The sequence below is a fragment of the Streptomyces sp. NPDC000151 genome, assembly GCF_040301705.1.
Classification (GTDB): domain Bacteria; phylum Actinomycetota; class Actinomycetes; order Streptomycetales; family Streptomycetaceae; genus Streptomyces.
The window spans coordinates 1-25,034 of record NZ_JBEPFC010000113.1 but is presented as its reverse complement, the minus strand read 5'-3'; the positions used below and the strand labels follow the sequence as shown (position 1 = coordinate 25,034).

The following is a 25,034-nucleotide window of genomic DNA, read 5'->3' as shown; positions in this document are numbered from 1 at the left end:
CGGGGGCGGGTGCGGGAACGGGGCGCGGTCGACGGCGCGCAAGCGGTCGACGGAGCGGGCGCGGGCAGTGGCGTGGGCGCGGGTAGTGGCGCGGGCGTGGGCTGTGGCGCGGGCGTGGGCAGTGGCGTGGGTGCGGGCAGCCGCGACGGCGCACCCTCCGCGCGCTCGAACGTCCGCACCACCCTGCGCACGCCTTCGCACTCGGCCGCGCACTCCTCGCACCCCGCCAGATGCCGGGTCAGGGCCGCCGGCAGCGGGTCTCCCAGCAGCAGGAGTTCGGTCGCCTGCGAACGGACCGCCTGGCACTGGGCACTCATGGGGCCAGCCATCCGTTCTCCTCCAGGATGCTCCGTAGCGCGCGGACACCGTAGTACAGCCTGCTGCGCATGGTGGCCGCCGGGATGCCGAGCTCGGCGGCGAGGGCCGCGCAGGTCCGGCCGAGGAAGTAGACCTCCACGACGGCCTGCCGCTGCTCGTCGGAGAGCCGCAGCAGCGCCTCGTCCAGCTCGATGCGGGTCAGCAGGTGGTCGAAGACGTCGGTGCGGGCCGGCTCCGGCTCCCGCTGCTCCCGGCGGTCGGCGCGGTCGCGCACGGACCGGCGGCGCACGGCGTCCACCACCGCATTGCGGGCGATGGCGAAGAGCCAGGTGCGCAGCGTCGCGCGGGCCGCGTCGAAGCCGTCCGCCGCGCGCCAGGCTCGGATGAAGGTCTCCTGCACCACGTCCTCGGCGAGCTGGTGGTCGCCCAGCGCGTTGAGCGCGAAGCCGTACAGCTCGCCGCCGTACCGGTGGTAGGCGGTCCGTACGTCCGCCTCCCCGGCCAGCGTTTCCCCGGCCGGTGCGGGCCCGTCCGGTACAGGTTGCCCGGCCGGTGCGGCCCAGTCCCCGGCCGGCGGCTCCGCGCCGGTCGCGTCGGCCGTCCCGCGGCGGCGCACGCGCCGGAGCAGCCCGCCCACTACCGGCCCCGCCCCGGAAATCCCGCCCACCGCACACACATGCGCCCGTCCTCCTCCAACGCCGAGAGCCGATCGTCCGTGATCACCGTCGAAGGGGATACGCGGCACGGGCCGATGGCGTTGAACCCCGCCCAAAAAAACTCCAGGAAGCCTCGATCATGAGCCCCCGCTCACGAATCCCGATCACGACGCCACATCAAGAGTCCTCGACCAGAACGACATGCTTGAGGTAGCGGCTCCCGAGGCCGACGAGCAGGACGGCCTTGTCGCGGTCCAGGCGTACTTCGATACGGCCGTGGCGTTGCGCGTCGGTGGCGAGGTTCAGCAGGTCCGAGGCGCAGCCGACGCTGAGGAAGTGCAGCCGGGAGAGGTCCACGACCAGGTGGCCGTCGTGCGCCGAGCGCTTGAACGCCTCGCGCAGCGCGGAGATCCACTCGATCTGGGTGGCCATGTCGGCCTCGCCGATCAGCCGGACGAGGCCCGCCGCGTGCAGCGCACGCAGGGCACCCGGCCCGTCGAGCAGGTCGTGCGGGTGGGCCGCGTGCATGGCGTCGAGCACCGCGGGCTCGAAGACGCTCGTGTCGTACGCGCAGATCTCACTGTAGGAACGGGCGGCGAACAGGTGCTCCGCGTTCTTCTCGCGGGCCATCACCTCCTCCACATCCGCGCCGAGGTCGGCGATCCAGCACATGTCGATGTAGGTGCGCAGCCCGGCGTAGCGCTTCGCGAGCGCGTCGGCGGTCTCCTCCTGGATGCGCTGCTGCTGGCGGGCGGGGATGAAGCGGTCATCGGGGTGGAGCAGCATGCGCATGCTGGCGAACACCAACTGGCCGCGGGCACAGACATGGTCGAGCGAGGGACCGTGTTCCTCCAGCCGTTCCTGCACCGTGTCGCGGTCGGTCTGCGGCGCGGGGCAAATGATCACCTTCTCGCCGCGCGCCAGCCCCGCCCACGCGTACGCGGCCACGAGGTCCCACCTCGGCCGCTCCGTGTACCGGCAGAACGCGTGGTCCCCGGCCCGCAGCCGCTGGACGGGCAGTGTGCCACGCCGACTCACCTCCCCGGCCATAGTCCGCCGCCTCCCGACCGCACCACCGTCCGGACCGTGCCGTACGCCAACCTCAGCAGAACTTAAGCGACCGCGTCCGCTCCGCACCGAGTCGTTCGCCAACTGCACGACTGCGCAAGAAAATCGAATATCCGAGCCCTCGCCCGAACGATCCGGTGCCGAATCTGAACGAAAGCCGTCGTCTCGTGTCCATCGCCCCGCGGCATTGACCACCACCCTCCCGCGCCTTACGTTCGCCTCCGGCGCGCGGCACGGAACGCGCGCCGTCGGCTTTCCGAAGGAGGCCCAGGTGTCCGTCACCATCTGTTCCCTGCTGTGGGACGCGAAACGGCACGGCGCACGTACTCAGAAGATCTCCTACGACTCCGACGGTTACCACCTCGTCCGCTTCCCGTACGGCGCCTCGGACGAGAACTACGACCCGTGGCGCATGCACGACCCGGCCAACGGCGGCGGCACCCCCTCGGCCTTCCCCGACGCCCGCTCCGGACTGATCTGGCCCAGCCACGAAGGCTGGGGCGTGCTCTCCGCGATGGTCTTCTGGGCCGCCGACTCCCGCCCCAACGAATACCGCGCCCGCTTCGTCCGCGACCCGCTGAGCAGTGCCGGCGGCTACGACTCCACGGCCACGACGGACACCTGGAAGACCGGCGGCGGCCAGTACAAGACCTACATGTGGCAGATCTTCGTCCACCCCGGCACCCCGGTCGGCCTGAAAATCTCCGCCCGCGCCAGCGGCGACACCAAGGTGCCGGCCCCGATCACCCACGCCCAATTCAAACTGGCCATCCATACGGATGTGAAGCGGCCCTGAGGGGGGAGTGAGAGGCGCCCTCGCCCCGGGTGGAGTCAGTACGCAGCAGGAGTACGCTGAAATCACCTGGGCGTCGTAATGCGACGCCCCCGTGGTCTTGGTTGTTTCCGTCAGAGAGAGGCGGTGAGACCGCCATGGACACCGGCATCACCATCGCCGTCATTCTCGCGATGGTCGTTCTGGGGGCGCTCCTGATCCACCGCCTGAACGGCCAGCAGGCCGGGCGGATGGCGGCACACCCGCACGGCCATCGCCTGCACAGTCATCGCCTGCATGGCCGCCGGGGCCTGCTGGGGCACCGGGGCGCCCACGACTCCGCCCAGCCGCCGCCCCCCGGCTCGGATTCGTAGTTCCGCCACCAAACGCGGTGGCGGGGGCGATCCGCGGAATGCCAGTGCGCTTCCTCGCCGACTTCGGGGGTTGTCCCTCGGTACGCAGCGCCCTGGTCCGCAGTCCATCGTCTCCCTTGACCCTCACCGGCGAGACCCCGCGGGATCTGCCTTACTGTCCGACCGGACAGGTGGGGCCACCGGCGACTCAGAGCGTGGCACTGCTCCAGGGGGCGCAGCGCTCGCAGCTTGGCGTTCGCCGGTGGACGCGACGGTCGACGCATTCGGAGACGGCGCGACCACTTCGCCGGTGCGGCGGATCTTCTGCCAGCGCAGTCGCGCACCGGTGGCCGCCGTGATGCAGGAGTGGATGAGCACCATGTACATCAACTGCCGATAGACGACCTGCTGGAGGGGGAGCATCACCAGGCAGCGGTAGCGCTCCCGGTCGAGGCGGAACGCAAAGGCGGCGCACAGGAGCTGGAAGAGGAGCAACAGGCACCAGACCGCCAGCGACTTCCAGGGGGAGAGGAAGATCATCCCGTAGAGGGTGAAGACGTCGATGACCGGCGACAGCAGTGGGGCACCGACGTGGAAGATTCCCAGGAGCGGCATGCCGACCCTGCCGAAGCGGCCCGAGGCCCCGCGCTCGACGACCGAGCGGCGGTGCTTCCAGAGAGCCTGCATGGTGCCGTAACTCCAGCGGTAACGCTGCCGCCACAACAGGCGGAAACTGCTCGGCGCCTCGGTCCAGGCGACGGCGTGCTCCTGATAGACGACACGCCAGCCCGCGCGGTGCATGGCGATGGTGATGTCGGTGTCCTCGGCGAGGGTGTCCCCGCTCATGCCGCCCGCCTCCTCCAGCGCCCGGCGCCGGAAGGCTCCGACCGCGCCGGGGATGGTCGGTATGCAGTCCAGGACGTCGTACATCCGGCGGTCGAGGTTGAAGCTCATTACGTACTCGATGTGCTGCCAGGCGCCGATGAGTGATGTGCGGTTGCCGACCTTGGCGTTGCCTGAGACCGCGCCGATGCGCGGGTTGGTGAAGGGCTGGACAAGTTCGGAGACGGTGGACGGTTCGAAGACCGTGTCACCGTCCATCATCACGATGATGTCGTGGCGAGCGTGGGCGATTCCGTTGTTGAGAGCCGCGGACTTGCCGGCGTTCCGCTGTCGCAGGACGCGGACATTCGGGAGCCCGAGGGCCTCGACGATGTCCGCGGTGCCATCGGTGGACCCGTCGTCGATCACGATGACTTCGATGGGATGGGTACTGGCCATCAGCGAGCGCACGGTATGGGCGATGCACTCCTTCTCGTTGTACGCGGGCACCAGGACCGACACCGGTTCGGTGACGGGCGGCCCCCAGGAGAACTCCCCCCGGGAGCCCTTGGGGTTGCGCTGACGGTAGTGCCGGCCGGCCAGGACCAGCATCATGACGAAGCGGAGGACGACCATGCCTCCGACGACGTAGAAGAGGTAGGCCAGCCAGGGAGCAGTCCATGTCGCCACCGCTGTCACGGCCAGCATCGCCCGGCCCTTCCAGAGGGTCGTCCCCGTGGCGTTGTGCATGGCGCTCGGGGACCCCACGGCTGCGCTGATCGTGGTGAACCGGTAGCCCTTGGCCTTCATATGGGTGATGTAGGCGTCCACGCCCTTGACGGACTCGGAGCGGTCGCCGCCCGCGTCGTGAAACAGCGCCAGGGCGCCCTTGTTGCTGCCCTGCGGGGTGGCGTTACGGACGATGTTCTCGATGCCGGGCTTCTTCCAGTCATCGCTGTCGGTGTCGACGTAGGCGGTGGTGTAGCCCTTGGAAGAGAGGTATTTCAGGACCGGGAAGGATGTGTCGTCGATGGCTCTGGGAGTGGCGGAGTAAGGCGTGCGGATCAGCGAGGTGGTGACGCCCGCGGCCCCGGCCAGCGCTGACTGCGTCGTGGACAGCTCCTGGTCGATGCTCGCGTGGCTCTTGGATCCGAGGTTGACGTGGCTGAAGGTGTGCACGCCCACCTCATGGCCCTGGTCCACCATCGTGCGCACCACGGAGGGGTGGCGGGCGATGTTCTGGCCGATCAGGAAGAAATCGGCGCGCACGTGGTGTCGGCGCAGCACCTCGAGCACCTTGGGCGTCCAGGAGGGGTCCGGACCATCGTCGAAGGAGAGCACGATCGTCTTCTGCGGAATGGAGCGGCTGACCAGCTTTCCGTGCTCCTGGTCGATGACCGGGCCGCCCTGGAGGATCGACTCGGGCACCAGGTCCCAGGCTCCGGCCTTGTTCGCCTTCGGGTCGATCTTCAGGTGCGCGTCCATATGACCGTTGAGCATCAGCAGGCAGGCAAGAGCGAGCAGGCCGAGGACGGCGAGCACGACCCGGGGACGGGGCAGGATGCGCCGTACGACGCTGCCGACACGGCGCGGCGCTCTTGGAACACGGTGTCGTGCGATCACGGGACGCTCACACTCCGGTATGCGGCGGACGACGCGGGCACCGGATCCGGGGCGCGGCCGGAATCACCCATGAAGGAAATGCCGATCAGCGCGGCATAGGCCAGGCAAGCGAGGGCTATGACAATTCCGAGGACCCAGAGGAGGTGAGCCCGGCGGCCGGAGGAAGCGACGAATACCGGGTGTTCGTCGCCCTGCTTGAGCTGCAGATTCATCACGGAGATTCCATTCAATTCGTCCGAGCCCCCCGGGCGTGATACGGGAAACAAGGCCTTTGATCTTCTATCAGGGCGCACTGGCTCACCAGCCCGATTTCCCCAGCGCATCGCAGAAATCAGTGGCGGAATTCGGGTCAGTGGCGGAATTCGGGTTTGAATTATGAGTTTGCGTCGGGTTCGGGCGCGAACGTGCGCGTGAAGGCCAGCTCGTCCTGGAGGATTCCGGAACAGGTGGGCTGGGGTTTCTTCGTCGCCCCCTCGGCGCACTGCTGGTCACGGTCGGCCGCCCACATCGACAGCCAGGCGAGCCCCTTGCTGTCGGCGAATCTCTTCAACTGCTTGGCGTCCCCGACCGTGAACACCTCGGTCTTTGTGTCATTGACGCCGACCATCGGGGTGACGGCGAGGGTCCGCCACGCCGTGGCGTCATTCTTGATCGCCAGCGCCTTTTTGATCTGCCGCTGGGACGCGGTGGCGGCCTGGATGGCGTATTCCCCCATGTCACCGTCGTACGAGTCGCCGTAGTGCATCGCCAGGATGTTCACCGCGGAGATGTCAACGCCGCGCTTTCTCGCATCGGTCAGCAGCCTCACGTCCTTCTGGGCCATTCCCTGCGGTTCCACCGCGAGCGTGATGGATACGTCGAGATCCGGGTGGGTCTTCTGCAGCCGGGCGACGGCCTGGGCGCGCCGCGCATTGACCCCCGTGTCCGCCGCCGCGGCCCCCTCCAGGTCGAAGTCGACCTTGGTCAGCCCATAGGCGTCGACCACCTTCGCGTACGCCTTCTCCAGCGCGGCCACCGACGGGCAGGCGCGGGCCAGTTCCGTGCCCAGCTGGCCGCCGAAGGAGACCCGGGCGTCTCCGCCGCCGGCGCGCAGGTCATCGATCCGCTGGGCAACGGCGGCGGACCGCAGCTTTTTACCGCCGCCCCACTCCGGCCCGCAGCGGCCACCGTCGGCGACCACGAAGCCGAGATTGAACTGCTTGACCCCGATCTCCGTCGCGGCACGGAGCGCATCCGACGTGGAGTCGATGGCGATGAGGGCGTACGGCGCGAAGGAGGGCTGTGCGGAGGCGGCACGGCCGTCTCGCCCGTTGCCCAGGTAGGTCGGGATCAACCAGGCGGCCAGCGCCGCGACACTCAGCGCCAGCGCCAGTCCTGTGGCCACGCCTGCGAGCCCGCGGCGCATCAGGAGTCGCCTCGCCCGGATACACGGCATGCCCTGCCAGGGCCCGGGTGCTGGGGCCTGGCAGGGCATGCCGAAGAGGTGGCCCGAGAGGGCCGGGGGGTGTCGCCGCCTGGGCCGCCTTCGGAGTCCGCTTTTTGACGTCCGGCCGTGGCGCGCGATGACGCCGAGCGGGTCCGCCTGCTCCGTGGGGTGGCGATCCTGCGCACGGTGGCGCGAGGCACGGGTGCGGTAGTGGTCAGGCGGTCGGATGCCCGCCGCCCGGGGTGAGAGCCGGGGTCGCGCAGCATGCAGCCCGAACGGCGCCCGGGGCCCGCAGCCGGCCAGTCGGTTGCGCGCCGCAGCGGGTGCGGCGCGGGCTTTGGCGCCCGGCTGTTCTGGACAGAGGTCACGATCAGCCTCTCCCTACGACTGGCCCATGCGGACTCGACCGCTTTCTACCGTTATACACCCTTTATTGGGGCCTCAAGCGCGTGCCTCGCATCTTTCTCGTTCTGCTCCGTCGAGCCCCGTCCGCTGGCGCAAAGCAGCTGGTCAGCGCGGTGCCGCTGTCGTAGAGCGAGACCTGCCGGCGGGACGGCGTGCTACGGCTTGAAGCTCGCCGTCCTGGAGTGTCCGGACCGCGGCTTCGTCAGCGAGCTGCACGAGCCCGACGAGAACCCGTCACGGGAGCCGTGCGGCTTCCGTCAGTCGACCAGGGGGAGGACCGGGCTCAGGCCGTTCGGGCGGGCGTCGGCCGGGAGGTGGTCGACGGGGAGGTAGCCGCAGCCGAGTGCTTGCGCGCCGCCGTCCGCGCGCCGGTCGTCGCCGACCATCAGGACGTCCTGCGGGGGCAGCCCCAGCTCCCGGCAGGCCAGTTCGAAGATGCGCGGGTCCGGCTTCTGGATGCCGTGCTCGAAGGACAGGACGTACGTGCTGATCAGCGGGTCCAGGCCGTGCGCGCGCAGTACCGGGCGCAGGTCCCAGCCGATGTTGCTGACCACGCCGGTCGCCACGCCGCGGTCGCGCAGTGCGCCCAGTACCTCGGCGGCGTCCGGGTACGGCGCCCAGGCGGCCGGCGACTTGTGGCGGATGTACAGGGCGTCGTACAACTCCTCGGTGGGCAGGGGGACTTGGCGGGCGAGGGTGGTGTAGAGCTCGCGGTGGTGCTCGGCCGTGCGGTCCCGGGTCCGCCACAGCTCCTCCAGGCCGGCGGGCAGTCGCTCGGGCGAGGAGCCGCCGGGCAGCGCGCCGGCGCGGTCCAACTCCCGTACCGCGCGGTCGAATTCGTCCTCGGTCATGGTGGTCCCGGTCGCGTCGAGCGCCGCGCGCAGCCAGGTGGCGACCGGCTCGATCCGCAGCAGCGTCCCGGAGAAGTCGAAGAGCACGCCCTTGTACGCCATGGTCACCATCCTGTCCTGTACGGCGGTCCGGGCCAAGGGCATACGGGGGAGGGGCGAGCGTGGCGGGGTGGGGTCGGTGTGCTCATTCGGCGTCGGGAGGCGGGGTCGCCGCGGCCGAGGCGAGGCGGGTGTAGAGGCCGGCAGCGGCGGCCACCAGTGCCGCGCCCAGCAGCCAACCGGCCAGTACGTCGGAGAGCCAGTGCACGCCGAGGTACAGGCGGGTGCAGCCGACGCCGAGCACGGACACCACGGCCAGTGCGGCCGCAACCCGGCGCCACACCACGGGCGCGCCGCGCTCGGCCAGTACCCACAGCGCCAGCCCGCTCGCGACCATGGCGGTCATCGCGTGTCCCGAGGGGAACGAGGCGTAGTGCGCGGAGTCGACCGGGTCCGACCAGACCGGGCGCGGCCGGTCCACCAGGGCCTTGAGGCCCTGCTGGAGCAGCGTGCCGGCGACGGACGTGGCCGCCACCCAGGCGGCGAGGACGCGTACTCCGCGCCACACCAGCCACCCCACGAACACCACCAGCACCGCGCGCATCGTCCACGGGTCCCACACCCAGTCGGTGAGGACGCGGTTCGCCTCGGTCCAGTCCGGCGAGGCGCGCGCGACCTGGTGCAGGTCCCCGGCAATGGTCCGGTCCGTATGCATCAGCGGTGCCCAGCGGACGGCCACGAGGACGCCGAGCGCCACGGCAGCGGCGGCGAGCCACCCCGCCGTGCACAGCGCCCGCGCGCCCGCCGTTGGCCCAGGCGGCGTGGCCGTCCCGGGTGCGCTGCCGGTGCCGGAGGACGACGGAGTACCCATGCCCCGATCCTGGCCGAACCACCGGGGCCCCGGCCACCTCACAGCCGCGCCCGTGCCGCGCGCCGGACCGATGGCGGGAGCGCGCCGGTGCCGCGCGCCGCACCGCACCGCCGTCAGGTGAGTGCGCTCAGCCCCGGTACGAAGGTGATCAGGAGGGGGACGACCGGTGCCAGGGCGGCCACGGCGGTCATGCCGAGCCGGCGGCGCGGCGTGAGGCGGGCGGCCGGGGCGAGCAGCCGGTCGACCCGTGCCGGAACCTGCGCGCACTGCGCCGGGCAGGGGCCGAAGACCCCGCGGTCCTCGTTCAGTTCGACCAGCGCCAGGGCGGTCGTCAGCCGTCCGAAGCGGCGCGAGGCCATGTCGTCGGCGCACAGCTCGACGAGCCGGTGCACCTGGTCCTGGAACGCCGCGAAGACCGGCACCTGCGGGAATCCCACGGCCAGCGCCGTCGCGCAGTTCAGCAGCAGATGGTGGCGCGCCAGGGCGTGGCCCTTCTCGTGCGCGATCACCGCGTCGAGCTGATCCCCTTTCAGCCGGCGCAACGCGGCCGTGGTGACGACCAGCTGGGGCGACAGGCCGGGCAGCCACCACGCCTCGGCGCGGTCGCCCTCCAGCACCACGAGCGGGTCGTCGGTCCGCTCCTCGCCGGGCAGCAGCGGGGAGCGCAGCGCCACGTCGGCCCGGCGCCGCTTGCGGCGCGCCCGCGAGGCCCGTACCTCCCGCGTCAGTACGACGGCGGTCCACGCGCCGCCGCAGGCGAGGAGCACGGCCAACGGCGCCGCCCAGGAGCCGTAGGCGCCGAGCGCGTAGGCCTCGATGACGTCGTGCGGGGCGAGCGCGAAGACGTTGCCCCGCACCGCCTCCCAGGCGGCCGCGGCGCTCAGGGACATGGCCAGCACACAGCACAGCAGCACACCGGCGACCACGCACTGCCAGACCCACAGGGCGAGCACCGGCTCGCGGTCGGGCCAGCTCGCGCGGGCCATCAGGCGCGGCGCCATTGCCGCCGCCAGCGCGCCGAGGAGGATCAGCGCGAAGGGGACCATCATGGCCGTCACCTTATGGCGGGAGGCTACTCGTAGGTACGGTCTCGCCACGGAAGTGACGCACGCCACCGGCGGGGGAGGTGTACGGCGCTTCCGAACGCTCAGACCGTCAGCAGCATCGTGAACATGCCGACGCTCATGGCCGTGCGGCAGGCGCTCAGCAACTCGGGCCGCGGCACGGCGGGCAGGCCACCGGCGGGGGCCACGGCGGGGGCCGGTATCAGGCGTATGCCGGACGCGACGGCGTGCACCGCGAAGTACGCGAGCAGCAGGCCCGTCAGTACCGGAATCCCGCCCGCACCGTCGTGTCCCGCATGGCCCGCGTGTCCGGCACCGGCCCGCACCGTCGTCATCACCAGCGCCATGTACACCATGGCCAGCGACCCCACCGCGTGATGCGGATGGCGGGCGGCGAGGGCCCACAGACCCGTCGCCCCGAAGGCGGCCGCGAAGACCCACGCCGACCAGCCGGGCACCGGCACGACGGCGGCCGGCAGCGCCATCGCCGCCATGCCCAGCGCCATCAGCCCTTCGCCGCGTGCCTGCCCGCGCCGGGCCGGATCCCGCTCGGTCCCCGCGCGTGAGCGCACGAGGCAGTACCCGCTCGCCGCTGCGCACAGCGCAACCAGCAGCCAGCCGGTCATCGTCGGTCCGTGCACGGCATACCTCCCCCCTGGGGCGCCTGCGGCCCCTGGAGCACGTGCGGACCGCCGCGCCGGGATTCCCGTGTCCCGACGCGAACGATCTCTTCCGCTCGCAGGATGCCCGCCCCGAACCCGCTTCACGGGAGCGCACAGGCGCACGACGGAGCGCGTGTGCGATTCCCGCGCGATTCCCGCGTGCTTCCCGTGCGGGGGCCGCTCAGATCCCCGGCCGGTACCGCAGCGGATGGTCCGCCGGGACCTCCGTGAGGACGATCCGGTGGCCGTCCGGATCGGCGATCCACATCTCGATCAGCCCCCACGGCTCCTTGACCGGCGGCCGCAGGATCTCCACACCGTGCGCCGCCAGTTCCTCGTGCGCCGCCGCCGCGTCCGCGACCTGGAGCCACAGCTGGAGCGTCGCCGTGGGCGGCTGCTCGGAGCGGCCCGAGACCTCCAGGAAGCCGCCGCCCAGGAAGTACACGACGCCGCGCTCGGGCCCCGTGCCGAACTCCCGGTACACCGGGAGGCCCAGCGCCTTTCCGTAGAACTCCCGCGACCGCTCGGGGTCGGCCGGCCGCACCAGCACTCTGCTGCTCAGTACCTGCACCATGCCACGGACCCTAAGGGGTGCCCGGCTTCCGGAACACGGCGACGTGCGGACCCGTGCCCTTGTTAGCCTCGACACCGCCGTCCGCCCGCCCGAGAGGACCCCCGCCCGCCATGGCCACCACGCCCGCACCCGAGCTGACCTTCCGCGCCGCCACCGCGTCCGACGTCCCCGCGCTCGTCGACCTCATCGAGTCGGCGTACCGGGGGGACGCCAGCCGCGCGGGCTGGACCACGGAGGCGGACCTGCTGGCCGGGCAGCGCACGGACCCCGAGGGCGTCGCCGCGGTGGTCGCCGCCGAGGGCAGCCGGCTCGTGGTGGCCGAGCGGGACGGCGAGCCGGTCGCCTGCTGCCAGCTCGAACACCGCGGTGAGCACGCCTACTTCGGCATGTTCGCGGTGCGCCCCGCGCTCCAGGGCGGCGGCCTGGGCAAGGTGATCATCGCCGAGGCCGAGCGCACCGTGCGCGCCGAGTGGGGCGCCCGCGAGATGCACATGACGGTCATCCGGCAGCGCGCCGAGCTGATCGCCTGGTACGAGCGCCGCGGCTACGCGCGCACCGGCCGGATGACCCCGTTCCCGTACGGCGACGAGCGCTTCGGCATCCCGCAGCGCGACGACCTGGAATTCGAGCTGCTGGTCAAGAAGCTGGCCTGAAACCGGGGCCGCTCGGCACGGGACGCGGCGCGGCGGCTACGCCGTGAAGCGGGTCGCCCGGCGGATCTCCGGGAAGTCGGTGACCACGCCGTCCAGGCCCATCCCGCGGGCGATCCGCAGCTGGTCGTGGGTGTTCACGGTCCAGGCCAGCATCCGCAGGTCGGCCGCGTGCGCGCGTTCGACCAGCTCCAGGGTGAGCCGGCGGATGTTCAGCGAGAGGTACTCCGCGCCCACCGTGCGTGCCCGGTCCACCACGTCCGTGCCGTACCGGCTCGCCACCAGGCCCGTGCGGACGCCCGGCAGCAGCGTGCGGACGGCCGCCAGCGCCTCGTCGTGGAAGGAGATCACGTCGACCCGGTCGACGAGGTCGCGCTCGCGCAGCACGTCGGCCAGCGCGCGGGCCGCCGCCACGTCCTTGATCTCGGCCTGCAGTGGCGCCCGCACCGCCTCGACGACCTCTTCGAAGACCGGGATGCGCTCGCCCTTGCCCGCGTCCATCTCGCGCAGCGCGGCGAGGGTGTGGTCGGCGATCGGCCCGTGTCCGTCGGTCGTGCGGTCCACATCCGCGTCGTGCATGACGACGAGCGCACCGTCCTTGCTGAGGTGCAGGTCCAGCTCGATGAGGTCGAGCCCTTCGTGTTCGGCGCGGCGGAAGGAGCGCAGGGTGTTCTCCGGCTCGACGCCCATGACCCCGCGGTGTCCGATGGTCAGGAAGGACAAGGCTGCCTCGCTTCTGTGGCTGTCGGCTGTGGCTGGCGGTGCGGCACCGGCCACCGGCTGTGGCACGGCTGCCGGAAACGGCGGCCAGCCTAACGGGCCACGCTGACGGCGAAGGGAACGCCGGATGTCGTCGCGGCGTGGCCCGCGCGGGCGCTCGCGACCCCGAGGACGAGGCCGGTGATGACGGCGGCGACCAGTACGGCACGGGTACTCACGCGAAGCGGCTCCCTCTGCGTCGGGCGGTACGGGGACAGCTGTCCTACCGGGGCGGGGCGCGGGCACGCGAATCCCCTCACCCGTGCGTGGGCGCGTCCCGCGCGTGCTGACGGCCGCCCAGCCGCTCCAGGTCGGCGAGCATCGCCTCGGTCAGCTCCAGCTCCGCCAGGTGCTGCCGCTCGCTCCAGCCCAGCGCGACGCGCGGGAAGTCCCACTCCGGCTCGGGGCCCGCGTCGGCCAGCGCCTCCCGTACCTCCCGCAGCCCGGCCCGGGTGCGCTCGCGGTGCCGCTCCACGAGGGCGCGCAGCGTGCCCGGTACGGCGAGGTGGCCCAGCCAGACGCGGAGGAGGAGCGGGTGCTTGAGGACCGGCGGGCCGCAGTCCTGTGCGCCGTCCGCCCAGGCGGCCAGCGCGTCGCGGCCGTCCTCGGTGATCGTGTAGCGGCGCTTGGCCCGGGGCTCGTCCGGGCCCGAGCGCCGCGAGGTGACCAGCCCCAGCTCCTCCAGGCGGCGCAGCTCGGCGTAGATCTGGCTGATGGCCGGTGACCAGTAGAAGAAGCGGAGTGAGGCGTCGGCCCACTTCTTGAGGTCGTAGCCGGTGCGGCCGTCACGGAAGGAGAGCAGCCCGAGCACGGCCCAGGCGGTGACGGGGAGTCGCGGGTACGTGATGGCCCCCTGGCGGCGGTACGGCGTGCTTGCCCGGCCATCTTCGGGGCGCGGTGGGGGAGCGCGGTCGCGGAGCCCGAACATCTCGCGATCCGGGACGTTCCTGATCGTTCGGTGATCGTACGAACGCCGACTGGTGACCGGTTTCGGTCGGTCACCGTGCGTATGTCACTCGCATGGCCGGTACGGCAGAAAACGCCGATTCCCGCTACGTCCACAGGAAAAACATCTTCCATGGTGGAGCTGGACAGGATGATTTCCGTTGATCCCCCTTGAGGGACGGGAGCGTCCCGGTTACGGTGGACCCACCGAACGATCTCCTGCCGGAGGGCAGTCATGACGGAAATTCTTTCGCCTGTGAGTGTCCAGGTGGGCACGACGAGCGCGGAGCGCGTGGTCGAGCACGCGGCCTGGCCCGTACTGAAGGACGCCGTCGAGGCCATCAGGCCCTGGCAGTCCGCGGACGGCTCCATCGACCTCGACGCCGAGGGCGCGCCCGACGCCGCCACGGTCCGGCGCACGGTGGACCGCGTGATATCCGCGGTCGAGGCGCTCTCCCCGCTGCTGCCGCACGACGCCGCGTACCACCGCGCGGTCGTCGCCGACCTGCGCCGCTGGGCCGACGGCGGCTTCGCCGTGCCGGACTTCCTGGACTCGCTGCTCGCCTTCCAGCCGGCCCGGGACCGCGCGGACGGTCTGCAGCACCTGGTCCTCTTCCCGATGTACACGCAGAACGGCAACCCCGACCGCAACTTCGAAGCGGTCGTGCTGCGCATGGTCTGGCCCGAGTGGCTCGCCGAGCTGGAGCGCACCCGTTACGACAACCCGCTGTTCTGCGGCATCACCTTCGAAGACTTCACCGCGGGCTACGACACCAACTCCGCGGTGCTCTTCCCCGAGACCATCGCCGTGCGCGAGGCGCCCGAGCGCTTCAGCTGGGGCGGCATCTTCTGCGACCGCGAGGCCGCGCGCTTCCGCCGGGTCAGCGAGGCCGCCGTGGACGTCCTCGGCATCGACCTCCCGGACGACGTGCGCGCGATGCTCGCCGACCAGGACCGCTGCCAGCAGGCGTTCGTCCTGTGGGACATGGTGCACGACCGCACGCACAGCCACGGTGACCTGCCCTTCGACCCGTTCATGATCAAGCAGCGGCAGCCGTTCTGGATGTACGGACTGGAGGAGCTGCGCTGCGACCTCACCGCCTTCAAGGAGGCCGTGAAGCTGGAGGCGGAGGGGCTTCCGCAGGCCAGGGACGTCCAGTATGCCGTGATCTTCGACCGGATGTTCCGCTTCCCGGTCACCGGCGACCGCGTGAAGAACTACGACGGCCTGGGCGGCCAGCTGCTCTTCGCGTACCTCCACAAGCACGACGTCGTGCGCTGGACGGACAACACCCTGCACATCGACTGGCAGCGGGCCCCGCTGGTCACCCAGCAGCTGTGCGGCGAGATCGAGAAGCTCTACCGCGACGGCATCGACCGGCCCAAGCTGGTCCACTGGTTCGCCGCGTACGACCTGGTCTCCACCTACCTCGCGCCGCACCCCGGCTCGGTCTGGGCCAAGGGCCCCGACGCCCTGGACCTGAGCCTCCCGCCGCGCAAACTCGTCGACGAGGTGCTTCCGGACGAATTCCCGTTGAGCATGTTCTATGAGGCCCTGCGCAAGAAGCTCCGTGATGTCATCGCCTCCACGAAGGGCATCACGGCCGGCGACGAGGCAGGGGCGGCGGCGTGAGCGCGGACGAGAAGCAGCAGCGGGAGGCCGAGATGACTACTACGACCGGTAACCAGGGCGTACTGGAGGGCGCGGTCGTCGCGGTGGCCGGCGCGGGCGGGCCGGCGGGGCGCGCCGCGCTGATGCGGCTGGCCGAGGCGGGCGCCACGGTCGTCGCCTCGGACGCGGACGCCGCGCGGCTGGCCGAGGCGGTGGACGCCGCGCGGTACGCACACGGCGGCGCGACCGTCACCGGCGACACCGTCGACCTCCTGGATCTGGACGCCACGCGGGACTGGGCGGACCGGACCGAGAAGGAGTTCGGCAGGGTCGACGGCCTGGTGCACCTCGTGGGCGGCTGGCGCGGCTCCGCGTCCTTCGCCGAGACCGACCTCGCCGACTGGGACCTGCTGGAGAAGCTGCTGATCCGTACCGTCCAGCACACCTCGCTCGCCTTCGAGGGTCCGCTGAAGCGCAGCGGCAACGGCCGCTACCTGCTCATCAGCGCGGCAGGCGCGAGCAAGCCCACCGCCGGCAACGCCGCCTATGCCGCCTCGAAGGCCGCCGCCGAAGCCTGGACCCTCGCGCTGGGCGACGCCTTCCGCAAGGCCGGGGGCGACGGCGGCCCGCACGCGGCGGCTGCCATCCTGGTGGTCAAGGCGCTCGTCAACGATCAGATGCGCGCCGAGCGACCGAACGCGAAATTCGCGGGCTTCACGGACGTGACGGAGCTGGCAGAAGCCGTCGTCGGCGTCTGGAACCGGCCCGCCCACGAAGTGAATGGACAGCGTCTGTGGCTGACCCCCAAGCCGTGAGTGCCGGCAAGACCGACGCGCGGCGCCACCACGACCCCTCGGTACGCGGCTTCGCCAGCGACAACTACGCCGGCACGCACCCCGAGATCCTCGAAGCGCTCGCCCTCGCCAACGGCGGTCACCAGATCGCCTACGGCGGGGACGAGTACACCGAGAATCTCCAGCGCGTCATCCGCAGCCACTTCGGGCAGACCGCCGAGGCGTTCCCCGTCTTCAACGGCACCGGCGCCAACGTCGTCGCCCTCCAGGCCGTGACCGACCGCTGGGGCGCGGTGATCTGCGCCGAGTCCGCGCACATCAACGTCGACGAGTGCGGCGCGCCGGAGCGGGTCGGCGGCCTGAAGCTGCTGACCGTCCCCACCCCGGACGGCAAGCTCACCCCCGAGCTCATCGACCGCGAGGCGTACGGCTGGGACGACGAGCACCGGGCCATGCCGCAGGCCGTCTCGATCACGCAGAACACCGAACTCGGCACGGTCTACACCCCCGAAGAGATCCGGGCCATCTGCGAGCACGCCCACGAGCGCGGCATGGTCGTACATCTCGACGGCTCCCGGATAGCCAACGCCTCGGCGTCGCTGGACGTTCCCATGCGGACGTTCACCAACGCCGTGGGCGTGGACATCCTGTCGCTGGGCGGCACGAAGAACGGGGCGATCTTCGGCGAGGCCGTGGTCGTCATCAACCCCGACGCCGTACGCGCCATGAAGCATCTGCGGAAGCTGTCGATGCAGCTGGCCTCGAAGATGCGCTTCGTGTCCGTACAGCTGGAAGCGCTGCTGGCCAAGGATCTGTGGCTGCGCAACGCCCGGCACGCCAACACGATGGCGCAGCGGCTGGCCGCCGGGGTGCGCGCGGTCGAGGGCGTGGAGATCCTCTACCCGGTGCAGGCCAACGCCGTCTTCGCGCGGCTGCCGCACGACGTGAGCGAGCGGCTGATGAAGCGGTACCGCTTCTACTTCTGGGACGAGGCGGCCGGCGACGTCCGGTGGATGTGCTCGTTCGACACCACCGTGGAGGACGTGGACGGCTTCGTGGAAGCGCTCCGCGAGGAGATGGGCAGGCCGTAAGCCCAGCGCACGGTACGCGACGCGCGGTTCAGTGGGCTGTACTTCATAGTGCAGCTTGCTGAACCGCGCTCGCGCGTGCTGGAATGCCTGCCATGAGCATCTCCGTCACCGTCTCCGATGACGTCCGGGCGCTGGCGCCCGGCTTCGCCCACCTCGTCGTCGAGGCCCACGACCTGGTCAACGGGCCCAGCGACGACGCCAGTTCGGCACTGCTGGACGAGGCGGCGGCCCGGCTCGCCGCGCGGCTGGGCGGCACGCCCCCGCAGGACGAGCCCCATATCGCCGCCTGGCGCGCCGCGTACACCGCCTTTGGTGCCAAGCCCTCGCGCACCCGCAACTCCGCCGAGGCGCTGGCCCGGCGCGCCCTCGCCGACGGCGGCCTGCCCCGCGTCAACCGCCTCGTCGACGTCTACAACGCGGTCAGCGTCGCGCACGTCGTCCCGGTCGGCGGCGAGGACCTGGGCCGCATCGAGGGCGGTATGCGTCTCGTCCGCGCCACCGGGGACGAGCCCTTCGAGACGGCGGCCGGCGGGGAAGAGGTCATCGAGCACCCCGAGCCCGGCGAGGTCGTCTGGCAGGACGGCATCGGTGTCACCTGCCGCCGCTGGAACTGGCGCCAGGGCGTCCGCACCCGCCTCACCGAGGACTCCACCAGCGCGCTGTTCCTGCTGGAGCGGATGGCGCCGATGACCCTGGACGCGCTGGAAGAGGCGGGCGCGGAGCTGGCCGAGACGCTGGAGAAGTTCTCCCCGGGCGCGCGCATCGAAATGGGCGAGATCCGCCGCTGAGCCGGGCGCCCACGGGGGCTGCGGGCATACGCGCTACGGGGAGCGCTGAGCCGCGCCCTCCGGGGTCAGCCCGCCGTCCTCGGTGCCGGTGCCGTGCCGCCCAGGTGGGCCGGTACCCACCAGGTGTCGTCCGGACCCTTGGGGCGTACGGGGTAGGCGCGCTGGGCCGCCTCCAGCAGGTCCTGCACCCGCAGGCGCAGCCGGTCGGTGATCTTCTCGGCCTGCTCCTCGGCGGGCGCCTCGATCGGCTCGCCGACCCGGATGGTGATCGGGAAGTGGTTCCGCCCCAGGTCGCGCTTGTGGCCCTTGGTCCACAGCCGCTGTGTGCCCCACAGCGCCATCGGCAGCAGCGGTACGCCGGCCTCCTGTGCCAGCCGGGCCGCGCCGGACTTGAAGTTCTTCAGCGTGAAGGACTCGGAGATGGTGGCCTCGGGGAAGACGCCGATGATCTCGCCCCCGCGCAGCGCGCTCAGCGCGTGGCGGTAGGCGTGCACGCCCTGCGAGCGGTCCACGGGGATGTGCTTCATCGCGCGCATCAGCGGCCCGGACACCTTGTGCCGGAAGACCGAGTCCTTCGCCATGAAGCGCACCAGCCGCTTGGCGGGCAGCGCGGCCAGACCGCAGAAGATGAAGTCCAGGTACCCGATGTGGTTGCTCACCAGCACCGCGCCGCCGTGCCGCGGGATGTTCTCCGTCCCGGCGATGTCGAACTTCAGGTCCAGCGCCTTGAACGCCGTGCGGGCGAAGCCGATGACGGGCGGATAAACGAGCTCTGCCATTGTCGGGGGGTCCCCTTCTGTGCCTGGGGAGGGGCTCTCCCGGCGGGAAGTTACGCGGCCGTAGCTTTGCGGCTTTCGGGAGATCGTGCCCGAAGAAGGGCCCAGGAGCTACCGCCGGGCCGCTTCGGGCCGGGAGATCCTCGTCACGTCGGTGTTCGGTGGGTCCCTCCCGCGTACCCCGGTGACCGCCGGCCAACCGGGCCCTCGCCGCAGACGGTACACCGGCCGGGAATCATCGTCGGCGCGCCTACGCTGACACCGGAGGCACGTACGCGTACACGTGCGACGGCGCAGCGACGGAAGGCCGAAGGTGGCAGGGCAGGCGGCAGGACAGCAGGGCACGGAGCGGCTGACCGCGGAGCGGATCGGCGCCGGACTGGGGGAGCCGGCCACGCTCGTGCAGTTCTCCAGCGCCTTCTGTCAGCCGTGCCGGGCCACCCGCCGCACCCTGGAGGAGGTCGCCGCCATGGTGCCGGGCGTCGCCCATACCGAGATCGACGCCGAGGCCCATCTCGACCTCGTACGGGAGCTGCGCATCGTGCGCACCCCGACCGTCCTCGTCCTGGACGCGGCCGGCACGGTCGTGCGCCGCGCCTCGGGGCAGCCCCGCAAGGCGGATGTCATCGCGGCCCTGGGTGCCGCGGTCGGCACCTGAATCCTTGCGCGTGACTCGTATGAATCCCCGCGCGTGACTCGTGCACGCTGCGTGATTGTGGTCGCACCTGCCCGTGAGCACTTGACTGCATCACGCACGCATCGTCAGTCTGACGTCATGCGGCCTGATCCCCTTCTGTACGGACGTGTCCACGTGGACCTCCTGCGCACCGCGAGCGCGCGCTGTCCGGGCGTGTGAGCAGCGACGACAGCACCACCGCTCCGGTTCGTACACCACAGCAGAAGGACACGTTCATGACCGTCTCGTCCGATCTCGCGGCACCCCAGCTGGCCTCTCCCGAACTGCTGCGCTCGGTCTTCCGGCGGCACGCGGCGGGAGTCGCCGTGATCACCGCGCAGGGCCCGCACGCCCAGCCGGTCGGCTTCACCGCCACCTCCCTCACCTCCGTCGCCGCCGAACCGCCCCTGATCTCCTTCGGGGTGGGCGTGGGCAGCTCCAGCTGGCCCGTCCTCGCGGAGGCGGAGTACGTCGGCGTGCACATACTCGGCGAGGACCAGCACGAGCTGGCCGCCACCTTCGCGCGCAGCGGCGCCGACCGCTTCGCCGCTCCCACCTCGTGGCACACCGGCCCCCAGGGTGTGCCGGTCCTCGACGGCGTACTCGCCTGGCTGGTCGGCCGGGTCGTGGCGCGGGTGCCCGCGGGGGACCACCGGATCGTGCTGGCCGAGGCCGTCGTCGGGGACCCGACGGGGCCGGGCCGGCCGTTGCTGTACCACCAGGGAAGCTTCACCGCCCTACGTGACTGACACCCCGTCCGGCGGCCCCGACACGCCAGGTCGGGGCCGTTGGCAAGGTCACAGTTCGACGAGCTTGATATCGGGGAAATGCACAGGTGTACTGGCGAGTAATATTTCGGTCGGCGCGGGGACGCGCACCCGACCGGGAGCCGCCCCAACAGGCGCCTATGCTGCCAGCACAAGGCAGTTGTGAAGCGACGAAGCAGGTAGGAGAGCCGGCGTGAGCCTGAGGATCGTTGTCTGTGTGAAGTACGTGCCCGACGCCACCGGCGACCGGCACTTCGCCGAGGACCTGACCGTCGACCGCGACGATGTGGACGGTCTGCTCTCGGAGCTGGATGAGTACGCCGTCGAGCAGGCTCTCCAGATCAAGGAAGCGGCCGGCGAGGCGGAGATCACGGTCCTCACCGTCGGCCCCGAGGACGCCAACGACGCGATCCGCAAGGCGCTGTCGATGGGCGCCGACAAGGGTGTGCACGTCGAGGACGACGACCTGCACGGCACCGACGCGCTGGGCACCTCCCTCGTGCTGGCCAAGGCCATCGAGAAGACCGGGTACGACCTGGTCGTCTGCGGCATGGCCTCCACCGACGGCACCATGGGCGTGCTGCCCGCGATGCTGGCCGAGCGGCTGGGCGTCCCGCAGGTCACCCAGCTCTCCGAGGTCTCCGTCGAGGGCGGCGTGGTGAAGGGCCGTCGTGACGGCGACACCGCCACCGAGCAGCTGGAGGCTTCGCTGCCGGCGGTCGTGTCGGTCACCGACCAGTCCGGTGAGGCGCGTTACCCCTCCTTCAAGGGCATCATGGCCGCCAAGAAGAAGCCGGTGGAGTCCCTGGAGCTGGACGACCTGGACATCGACGCGGAAGAGGTCGGTCTGGAGGGCGCCTGGACCAAGGTCGAGGACGCCACCGAGCGTCCGGCCCGTACGGCCGGCACGATCGTCAAGGACGAGGGCGAGGGCGCGAAGCAGCTCGCCGAGTTCCTGGCGGGCCAGAAGTTCATCTAAGGCCCCTGCGGCCGGGGTTCGCCCCGGCTCGGTCGCCCCTCAACCGCCGCATCTTTTCCCGCAGGAGTGCAATCCCATGGCTGAAGTCCTTGTCTTCGTCGACCACGTGGACGGTGCCGTCCGCAAGCCGACCCTCGAACTGCTCACCCTCGCCCGCCGCATCGGCGACCCGGTCGCCGTCTCCCTCGGCAACGGCGCGGCCGACACCGCCGCCGCGCTCGCCGAGCACGGCGCGGTCAAGGTCCTGACCGCGGACGCCCCGGAGTTCGGCGAGTACCTCGTCGCCCCCAAGGTGGACGCGCTGCAGGCCGCCTACGAGGCCGTCTCCCCGGCCGCCGTGCTGCTGCCCTCCTCCGCCGAGGGCAAGGAGATCGCCGCCCGCCTCGCGGTGCGCATCGGCTCCGGCATCATCACCGACGCCGTCGACCTGGAGGCCGGCGACGAGGGCCCGGTGGCCACGCAGTCCGTGTTCGCGGCCTCGTTCACCACCAAGTCCCGTGTCTCCAAGGGCACTCCGGTCATCACCGTCAAGCCCAACTCCGCCGCTCCGGAGGCCGCGCCGGCCGCCGGTACGGTCGAGGCGCTCGCGGTGACCGTGGCCGACTCCTCCAAGGGCACCAAGGTCGTCTCCCGCACCCCGCGCGAGTCGACCGGCCGCCCCGACCTGACCGAGGCCGCGATCGTGGTCTCCGGTGGCCGCGGTGTCAACGGTGCCGAGAACTTCCCGGTCATCGAGGCGCTCGCCGACTCCCTCGGCGCGGCCGTCGGCGCCTCGCGTGCCGCGGTGGACGCCGGCTGGTACCCGCACACCAACCAGGTCGGCCAGACCGGCAAGTCGGTCTCGCCGCAGCTGTACATCGCCGCGGGCATCTCCGGCGCGATCCAGCACCGCGCCGGTATGCAGACCTCGAAGACCATCGTGGCCATCAACAAGGACTCCGAGGCCCCGATCTTCGACCTGGTCGACTACGGCGTCGTCGGCGACCTCTTCGACGTCGTCCCCGCGCTGACCGACGAGGTCAAGACCCGCAAGGGCTGACCCGTCCCGCGCCACCTCGCCGGGCCCCGTACGCGCACGCCGCGTACGGGGCCCGGCGTTTGCCGGAAAGGCGTGAACTGTGCGCGGCGGCAAGATGGGTGTTGACCTGGACAGACGGCACGGATAGCTTCGCCATGCGGAGTTTAGCTTCCATGAAGCGAAACTTGCCTAACTCTTAAGCGAACCTTGGGATGGAAACGTCCCCATATCGGGAGGGTGTCGAATGCCGCAGCAGGAGACCGTGGCCACGAGCCTTGCGAGCGCCGTACGCGAGGAGATCGGGGCCTCTCTGGCCGAGGTCGACGCGGACCTCGCGCGGCGTTACCCAGGTGACCCCGGCACCCGCCAGCCCGTCCACACCGTCTACGTCCCCGGTGACGTCTTCGCCGCCGACACCATCCGCTCCTGGGGCGAGGCGGCGCGCACCGCCCTGGACGAGCACGCCCCGGACGCCGCGGCCCTCGCCTCCGTACTCGGCATCTCCGAGGAGCTCGCCGGGCCCGTCTACGACCGCGTACGGGCCAAGCTGGAGCGCGAGCCCATCGAGGACCTGCGCGTCGACTTCGAGGACGGCTACGGCGCCCGCCCGGACGCCGAGGAGGACGACGCGGCGGCCCGCGCCGCCGCCACGATCGCCGCCGCGTACCAGGACGGCACGGCAGCCCCGTACATGGGCATCCGCATGAAGTGCATGGAGGCCGCCGTCCGCGACCGCGGCATCCGCACCCTGGACATCTTCCTCACCGGCCTCATGCGGGCCGGCGGGCTCCCCGACGGCCTCGTCCTCACCCTCCCCAAGGTCACCTACGCCGAGCAGGTCACGGCCATGGTCCGGCTGCTGGAGGCGTTCGAGAAGGAGCACGGCCTGGCCGCGGGCCGGATCGGCTTCGAGATCCAGATCGAGACGACCCAGTCGATCCTCGGCGCCGACGGCCGCGCCACCGTCGCCCGCATGATCGAGGCGGCCGAGGGGCGCGCCACCTCGCTGCACTACGGCACCTTCGACTACAGCGCCTCCTGCGGGGTCAGCGCGGCGCACCAGTCCCTGGACCACCCGGTGGCCGACCACGCCAAGGCGGTCATGCAGGTCGCGGCAGCCGGTACGGGGGTCCGGCTGTCCGACGGCTCCACGAACGTCCTCCCGGTCGGCGCCACCGCCCAGGTGCACGACGCCTGGCGGCTCCACCACGGCCTGGTCCGCCGCTCGCTGGCCCGCGCGTACTACCAGGGCTGGGACATGCACCCGGCGCACCTGCCGACCCGGTACGCGGCCGTGTACGCCTTCTACCGCGAGGGCCTCGAAAAGGCCGCCGCGCGCCTCGCCGCGTACGTCGCCAAGGCCGGCGGCGCCGTGATGGACGAGCCCGCGACGGCCAAGGCGCTCAGCGGCTACCTGCTGCGCGGCCTGGACTGCGGCGCCGTCGACATCGCCGAGGTCGCCCGGCTCACCGGCCTCACCCGCGCGGACCTGGACGGGCTCGCGGGCCGGCCGACGCAGGCGGGCTGATCCGGGCGGTCAGCCCTTCAGGGCGGCCAGCGTGGCGGACAGGTCCGTGGCACCGGCCCGGTTGTGGGGCAGCTTGCTCAGCACCCGGGCCATGCCGCAGGTGTCGGTGACGGCCGAGAAGACCAGCCCGCCGGCGATACCGGCCGACAGCAGGCGGGCGGCGGGCCACCGGCGCCCGGCGAGCAGCCCGGTCAGCACCAGCGACCCGGCGGCGAGCCGCACCTGACGCTCCATCGCCCAGACGGCGTGCCCGCCCTCCGGGCGCGCTACGTCGAAGCCGTGCTGCACCCAGCCGTTGGTGCCGCCGGTCAGGGTGGCGGCAGGCACGCCCTGCTCGGCGAGGGCGGCGCAGGCCTGTGCCGACCGGTTGCCCGAGGCGCACACCATGAGCAGGTCGTCCCGCGCCGCCGCGTTGCGGAGCGCGGGCACGGCCTCGCCGAGACGGTCCAGGGGGATGTTGTACGCGCCGGGCAGATGGCCTGAGCCGTACTCGCCGGGCGTCCGTACGTCGATGACGGTCAGCTCGCCGAGCCGGGCGTGCGCCTGGTCGGCGGTGAGCGCGGTGGGGGTGGTGGAAATGGTGGTCACGGGATCATTGCCTTTCGTGTGTCGCGTAGCTCTTGGGTGACTCGTGTACTGGGCATGAGGTGTGGGGCATGGGGCAGGGCCTCCGGGTCACGTCACCGCGTCCACGACCATCAACGCGGCCACGGCCAGCAGTACTCCTGCGAACGTACGCTGCAGCAGCGGGCCCGACGCCTTCGCGGCCAGCCGTTTGCCGTCCCACGCGCCCAGGACCGCGGTGGCCGTGAACGGCGCGATGACGGCCCAGTCCAGCCCGCCCATGGTCGCGCCGCGCGTGGCCAGGGAGGCGAGCGAGTTGGCCGAGATGACCAGCAGGCTGGTGCCGACGGCGGCCCGCATCTCGAAGGCCAGCACGGTCACGAGCGCGGGTACGGCGAGAAAGCCGCCGCCGACCCCCAGCAGCCCGGTGAGCGCGCCCAGTCCGGCGCCGCTGCCCGCCGCCATGGCCGGCCGTAGCGCGGGCGCCTCCCGGCAGGCGGCGTCCGGCCGGGCGCCGCGCAGCATCCGAGTGGCCGCCAGCGCCGCGACGCCCGCGAAGGCGAGGGTCAGCACCTGCTGCGGC

29 protein-coding genes and 1 pseudogene are annotated in these 25,034 nt (G+C 71.5%); 13 read left to right on the top strand and 17 right to left on the bottom strand.

The genetic code is table 11. From position 1 onward, the window contains the following. From ABT381_RS26115 to ABT381_RS26105, 3 genes and pseudogenes are all read right to left on the bottom strand, one after another. Positions 1-329: pseudogene (locus ABT381_RS26115) on the bottom strand (hypothetical protein); the annotation flags it as partial. Then, complete coding sequence (locus tag ABT381_RS26110) at positions 314-934, bottom strand: sigma-70 family RNA polymerase sigma factor (RefSeq protein ID WP_351598913.1); 621 nt, start codon at positions 932-934, stop codon at positions 314-316. The pseudogene ABT381_RS26115 and the gene ABT381_RS26110, both read right to left, overlap by 16 nt. A gap of 217 nt (positions 935-1,151) precedes the next feature. Beyond that, positions 1,152-2,012 carry an MEDS and STAS domain-containing protein gene (locus ABT381_RS26105; RefSeq protein ID WP_351598911.1) on the bottom strand — a complete coding sequence of 287 codons (861 nt, stop codon included), beginning with the start codon at positions 2,010-2,012 and terminating at the stop codon, positions 1,152-1,154. Between the two features lie 301 nt (positions 2,013-2,313). On the opposite strand from ABT381_RS26105, the gene ABT381_RS26100 reads away from it, so the two are divergent. Both ABT381_RS26100 and ABT381_RS26095 read left to right on the top strand, forming a co-directional pair. Beyond that, positions 2,314-2,838, top strand: coding sequence for a hypothetical protein (locus ABT381_RS26100; RefSeq protein WP_351598909.1), 525 nt, complete (start codon positions 2,314-2,316; stop codon positions 2,836-2,838). 134 nt (positions 2,839-2,972) lie between these two features. Then, positions 2,973-3,188: a hypothetical protein gene (locus tag ABT381_RS26095; protein WP_351598907.1), complete on the top strand. Its 216-nt coding sequence runs from the start codon at positions 2,973-2,975 to the stop codon at positions 3,186-3,188. Positions 3,189-3,311: 123 nt separating this feature from the next. Here ABT381_RS26095 and ABT381_RS26090 read toward each other — a convergent pair whose 3' ends face one another. The 8 genes from ABT381_RS26090 to ABT381_RS26055 all read right to left on the bottom strand — a co-directional run bounded on the left by ABT381_RS26090 (position 3,312) and on the right by ABT381_RS26055 (position 11,504). Next, positions 3,312-5,612 carry a bifunctional polysaccharide deacetylase/glycosyltransferase family 2 protein gene (locus tag ABT381_RS26090; RefSeq protein WP_467753936.1) on the bottom strand — a complete coding sequence of 767 codons (2,301 nt, stop codon included), beginning with the start codon at positions 5,610-5,612 and terminating at the stop codon, positions 3,312-3,314. Next, positions 5,609-5,824 (bottom strand): hypothetical protein, encoded by a 216-nt coding sequence (locus ABT381_RS26085; RefSeq protein WP_351598905.1) that lies wholly within the window; start codon positions 5,822-5,824, stop codon positions 5,609-5,611. Before ABT381_RS26085 ends, ABT381_RS26090 begins: the two co-directional genes overlap by 4 nt. Before the next feature lie 161 nt (positions 5,825-5,985). After that, complete coding sequence (locus ABT381_RS26080; RefSeq protein ID WP_351598904.1) at positions 5,986-6,996, bottom strand: chitinase; 1,011 nt, start codon at positions 6,994-6,996, stop codon at positions 5,986-5,988. Positions 6,997-7,700: 704 nt separating this feature from the next. Beyond that, positions 7,701-8,396 carry an HAD family hydrolase gene (locus tag ABT381_RS26075; RefSeq protein ID WP_351598921.1) on the bottom strand — a complete coding sequence of 232 codons (696 nt, stop codon included), beginning with the start codon at positions 8,394-8,396 and terminating at the stop codon, positions 7,701-7,703. Positions 8,397-8,478: 82 nt separating this feature from the next. Continuing rightward, positions 8,479-9,204: a phosphatase PAP2 family protein gene (locus tag ABT381_RS26070; protein WP_467753940.1), complete on the bottom strand. Its 726-nt coding sequence runs from the start codon at positions 9,202-9,204 to the stop codon at positions 8,479-8,481. A 113-nt stretch (positions 9,205-9,317) separates the two neighbouring features. Further along, positions 9,318-10,253: a M56 family metallopeptidase gene (locus tag ABT381_RS26065; protein WP_351598902.1), complete on the bottom strand. Its 936-nt coding sequence runs from the start codon at positions 10,251-10,253 to the stop codon at positions 9,318-9,320. A 98-nt stretch (positions 10,254-10,351) separates the two neighbouring features. Next, complete coding sequence (locus tag ABT381_RS26060; protein WP_351598900.1) at positions 10,352-10,909, bottom strand: DUF5134 domain-containing protein; 558 nt, start codon at positions 10,907-10,909, stop codon at positions 10,352-10,354. A 202-nt stretch (positions 10,910-11,111) separates the two neighbouring features. Beyond that, the gene (locus ABT381_RS26055) at positions 11,112-11,504 is read right to left on the bottom strand and encodes a VOC family protein (protein ID WP_031059322.1); all 393 of its coding nucleotides are present in this window, start codon (positions 11,502-11,504) and stop codon (positions 11,112-11,114) included. 110 nt (positions 11,505-11,614) lie between these two features. Here ABT381_RS26055 and ABT381_RS26050 point away from each other — a divergent pair, with 110 nt between their 5' ends. Continuing rightward, positions 11,615-12,157 carry a GNAT family N-acetyltransferase gene (locus ABT381_RS26050; protein ID WP_351598897.1) on the top strand — a complete coding sequence of 181 codons (543 nt, stop codon included), beginning with the start codon at positions 11,615-11,617 and terminating at the stop codon, positions 12,155-12,157. Positions 12,158-12,193: 36 nt separating this feature from the next. Here ABT381_RS26050 and ABT381_RS26045 read toward each other — a convergent pair whose 3' ends face one another. The 3 genes from ABT381_RS26045 to ABT381_RS26035 form a co-directional block, all read right to left on the bottom strand. After that, on the bottom strand, positions 12,194-12,877 hold the full coding sequence (locus ABT381_RS26045; RefSeq protein WP_351598895.1) for a glycerophosphodiester phosphodiesterase: 684 nt from the start codon (positions 12,875-12,877) through the stop codon (positions 12,194-12,196). Positions 12,878-12,966: 89 nt separating this feature from the next. Beyond that, positions 12,967-13,092 (bottom strand): hypothetical protein, encoded by a 126-nt coding sequence (locus ABT381_RS26040; RefSeq protein WP_351598893.1) that lies wholly within the window; start codon positions 13,090-13,092, stop codon positions 12,967-12,969. 77 nt (positions 13,093-13,169) lie between these two features. Next, entirely contained in the window at positions 13,170-13,724 is a 555-nt protein-coding gene (locus ABT381_RS26035; RefSeq protein WP_467754173.1) for a PadR family transcriptional regulator, read from the bottom strand. A gap of 369 nt (positions 13,725-14,093) precedes the next feature. Here ABT381_RS26035 and ABT381_RS26030 point away from each other — a divergent pair, with 369 nt between their 5' ends. The 4 genes from ABT381_RS26030 to ABT381_RS26015 all read left to right on the top strand — a co-directional run bounded on the left by ABT381_RS26030 (position 14,094) and on the right by ABT381_RS26015 (position 18,143). Then, positions 14,094-15,491 carry a DUF6421 family protein gene (locus ABT381_RS26030; protein ID WP_351598889.1) on the top strand — a complete coding sequence of 466 codons (1,398 nt, stop codon included), beginning with the start codon at positions 14,094-14,096 and terminating at the stop codon, positions 15,489-15,491. Between the two features lie 32 nt (positions 15,492-15,523). Then, positions 15,524-16,285, top strand: a complete 762-nt coding sequence (locus tag ABT381_RS26025; protein WP_351598917.1) for an SDR family NAD(P)-dependent oxidoreductase — start codon at positions 15,524-15,526, stop codon at positions 16,283-16,285. Continuing rightward, positions 16,282-17,355 (top strand): threonine aldolase family protein, encoded by a 1,074-nt coding sequence (locus tag ABT381_RS26020; protein ID WP_351598887.1) that lies wholly within the window; start codon positions 16,282-16,284, stop codon positions 17,353-17,355. The genes ABT381_RS26025 and ABT381_RS26020 overlap by 4 nt, the downstream gene beginning before the upstream one ends. A gap of 92 nt (positions 17,356-17,447) precedes the next feature. Then, complete coding sequence (locus ABT381_RS26015; protein ID WP_351598885.1) at positions 17,448-18,143, top strand: B3/B4 domain-containing protein; 696 nt, start codon at positions 17,448-17,450, stop codon at positions 18,141-18,143. A gap of 65 nt (positions 18,144-18,208) precedes the next feature. On the opposite strand, the gene ABT381_RS26010 is transcribed toward ABT381_RS26015, so the two are convergent. Next, entirely contained in the window at positions 18,209-18,922 is a 714-nt protein-coding gene (locus ABT381_RS26010) for a lysophospholipid acyltransferase family protein (protein ID WP_351598883.1), read from the bottom strand. Positions 18,923-19,202: 280 nt separating this feature from the next. Here ABT381_RS26010 and ABT381_RS26005 point away from each other — a divergent pair, with 280 nt between their 5' ends. The 6 genes from ABT381_RS26005 to ABT381_RS25980 all read left to right on the top strand — a co-directional run bounded on the left by ABT381_RS26005 (position 19,203) and on the right by ABT381_RS25980 (position 23,887). Next, positions 19,203-19,577 (top strand): thioredoxin family protein, encoded by a 375-nt coding sequence (locus ABT381_RS26005; protein WP_467753945.1) that lies wholly within the window; start codon positions 19,203-19,205, stop codon positions 19,575-19,577. A gap of 117 nt (positions 19,578-19,694) precedes the next feature. Next, complete coding sequence (locus ABT381_RS26000) at positions 19,695-19,775, top strand: putative leader peptide (RefSeq protein WP_351598915.1); 81 nt, start codon at positions 19,695-19,697, stop codon at positions 19,773-19,775. Positions 19,776-19,831: 56 nt separating this feature from the next. Further along, positions 19,832-20,344 carry a flavin reductase family protein gene (locus tag ABT381_RS25995; protein WP_351598879.1) on the top strand — a complete coding sequence of 171 codons (513 nt, stop codon included), beginning with the start codon at positions 19,832-19,834 and terminating at the stop codon, positions 20,342-20,344. Between the two features lie 211 nt (positions 20,345-20,555). Further along, positions 20,556-21,341, top strand: a complete 786-nt coding sequence (locus ABT381_RS25990; protein WP_351598877.1) for an electron transfer flavoprotein subunit beta/FixA family protein — start codon at positions 20,556-20,558, stop codon at positions 21,339-21,341. A gap of 76 nt (positions 21,342-21,417) precedes the next feature. Continuing rightward, on the top strand, positions 21,418-22,380 hold the full coding sequence (locus tag ABT381_RS25985; RefSeq protein ID WP_351598875.1) for an electron transfer flavoprotein subunit alpha/FixB family protein: 963 nt from the start codon (positions 21,418-21,420) through the stop codon (positions 22,378-22,380). Between the two features lie 223 nt (positions 22,381-22,603). Continuing rightward, positions 22,604-23,887, top strand: a complete 1,284-nt coding sequence (locus tag ABT381_RS25980) for a DUF6986 family protein (protein WP_351598873.1) — start codon at positions 22,604-22,606, stop codon at positions 23,885-23,887. A 9-nt stretch (positions 23,888-23,896) separates the two neighbouring features. Here ABT381_RS25980 and ABT381_RS25975 read toward each other — a convergent pair whose 3' ends face one another. Next, positions 23,897-24,466 (bottom strand): rhodanese-like domain-containing protein, encoded by a 570-nt coding sequence (locus ABT381_RS25975; protein WP_467754176.1) that lies wholly within the window; start codon positions 24,464-24,466, stop codon positions 23,897-23,899. Between the two features lie 96 nt (positions 24,467-24,562). Then, on the bottom strand, positions 24,563-25,034 hold a 472-nt coding region (locus ABT381_RS25970), incomplete at its 5' end, for a TSUP family transporter (RefSeq protein WP_351598869.1).

Coding starts and splice junctions, on each gene's coding strand:
- ABT381_RS26095 (WP_351598907.1), top strand. CDS start 2,973: ATGGACACCGGCATCACCATCGCCGTCATTCTCGCGATGGTCGTTCTG.
- ABT381_RS26085 (WP_351598905.1), bottom strand. CDS start 5,824: ATGAATCTGCAGCTCAAGCAGGGCGACGAACACCCGGTATTCGTCGCT.
- ABT381_RS26075 (WP_351598921.1), bottom strand. CDS start 8,396: ATGGCGTACAAGGGCGTGCTCTTCGACTTCTCCGGGACGCTGCTGCGG.
- ABT381_RS26070 (WP_467753940.1), bottom strand. CDS start 9,204: ATGGGTACTCCGTCGTCCTCCGGCACCGGCAGCGCACCCGGGACGGCC.
- ABT381_RS26065 (WP_351598902.1), bottom strand. CDS start 10,253: ATGATGGTCCCCTTCGCGCTGATCCTCCTCGGCGCGCTGGCGGCGGCA.
- ABT381_RS26055 (WP_031059322.1), bottom strand. CDS start 11,504: ATGGTGCAGGTACTGAGCAGCAGAGTGCTGGTGCGGCCGGCCGACCCC.
- ABT381_RS26050 (WP_351598897.1), top strand. CDS start 11,615: ATGGCCACCACGCCCGCACCCGAGCTGACCTTCCGCGCCGCCACCGCG.
- ABT381_RS26030 (WP_351598889.1), top strand. CDS start 14,094: ATGACGGAAATTCTTTCGCCTGTGAGTGTCCAGGTGGGCACGACGAGC.
- ABT381_RS26025 (WP_351598917.1), top strand. CDS start 15,524: ATGACTACTACGACCGGTAACCAGGGCGTACTGGAGGGCGCGGTCGTC.
- ABT381_RS26015 (WP_351598885.1), top strand. CDS start 17,448: ATGAGCATCTCCGTCACCGTCTCCGATGACGTCCGGGCGCTGGCGCCC.
- ABT381_RS26010 (WP_351598883.1), bottom strand. CDS start 18,922: ATGGCAGAGCTCGTTTATCCGCCCGTCATCGGCTTCGCCCGCACGGCG.
- ABT381_RS26000 (WP_351598915.1), top strand. CDS start 19,695: ATGCGGCCTGATCCCCTTCTGTACGGACGTGTCCACGTGGACCTCCTG.
- ABT381_RS25995 (WP_351598879.1), top strand. CDS start 19,832: ATGACCGTCTCGTCCGATCTCGCGGCACCCCAGCTGGCCTCTCCCGAA.
- ABT381_RS25985 (WP_351598875.1), top strand. CDS start 21,418: ATGGCTGAAGTCCTTGTCTTCGTCGACCACGTGGACGGTGCCGTCCGC.
- ABT381_RS25980 (WP_351598873.1), top strand. CDS start 22,604: ATGCCGCAGCAGGAGACCGTGGCCACGAGCCTTGCGAGCGCCGTACGC.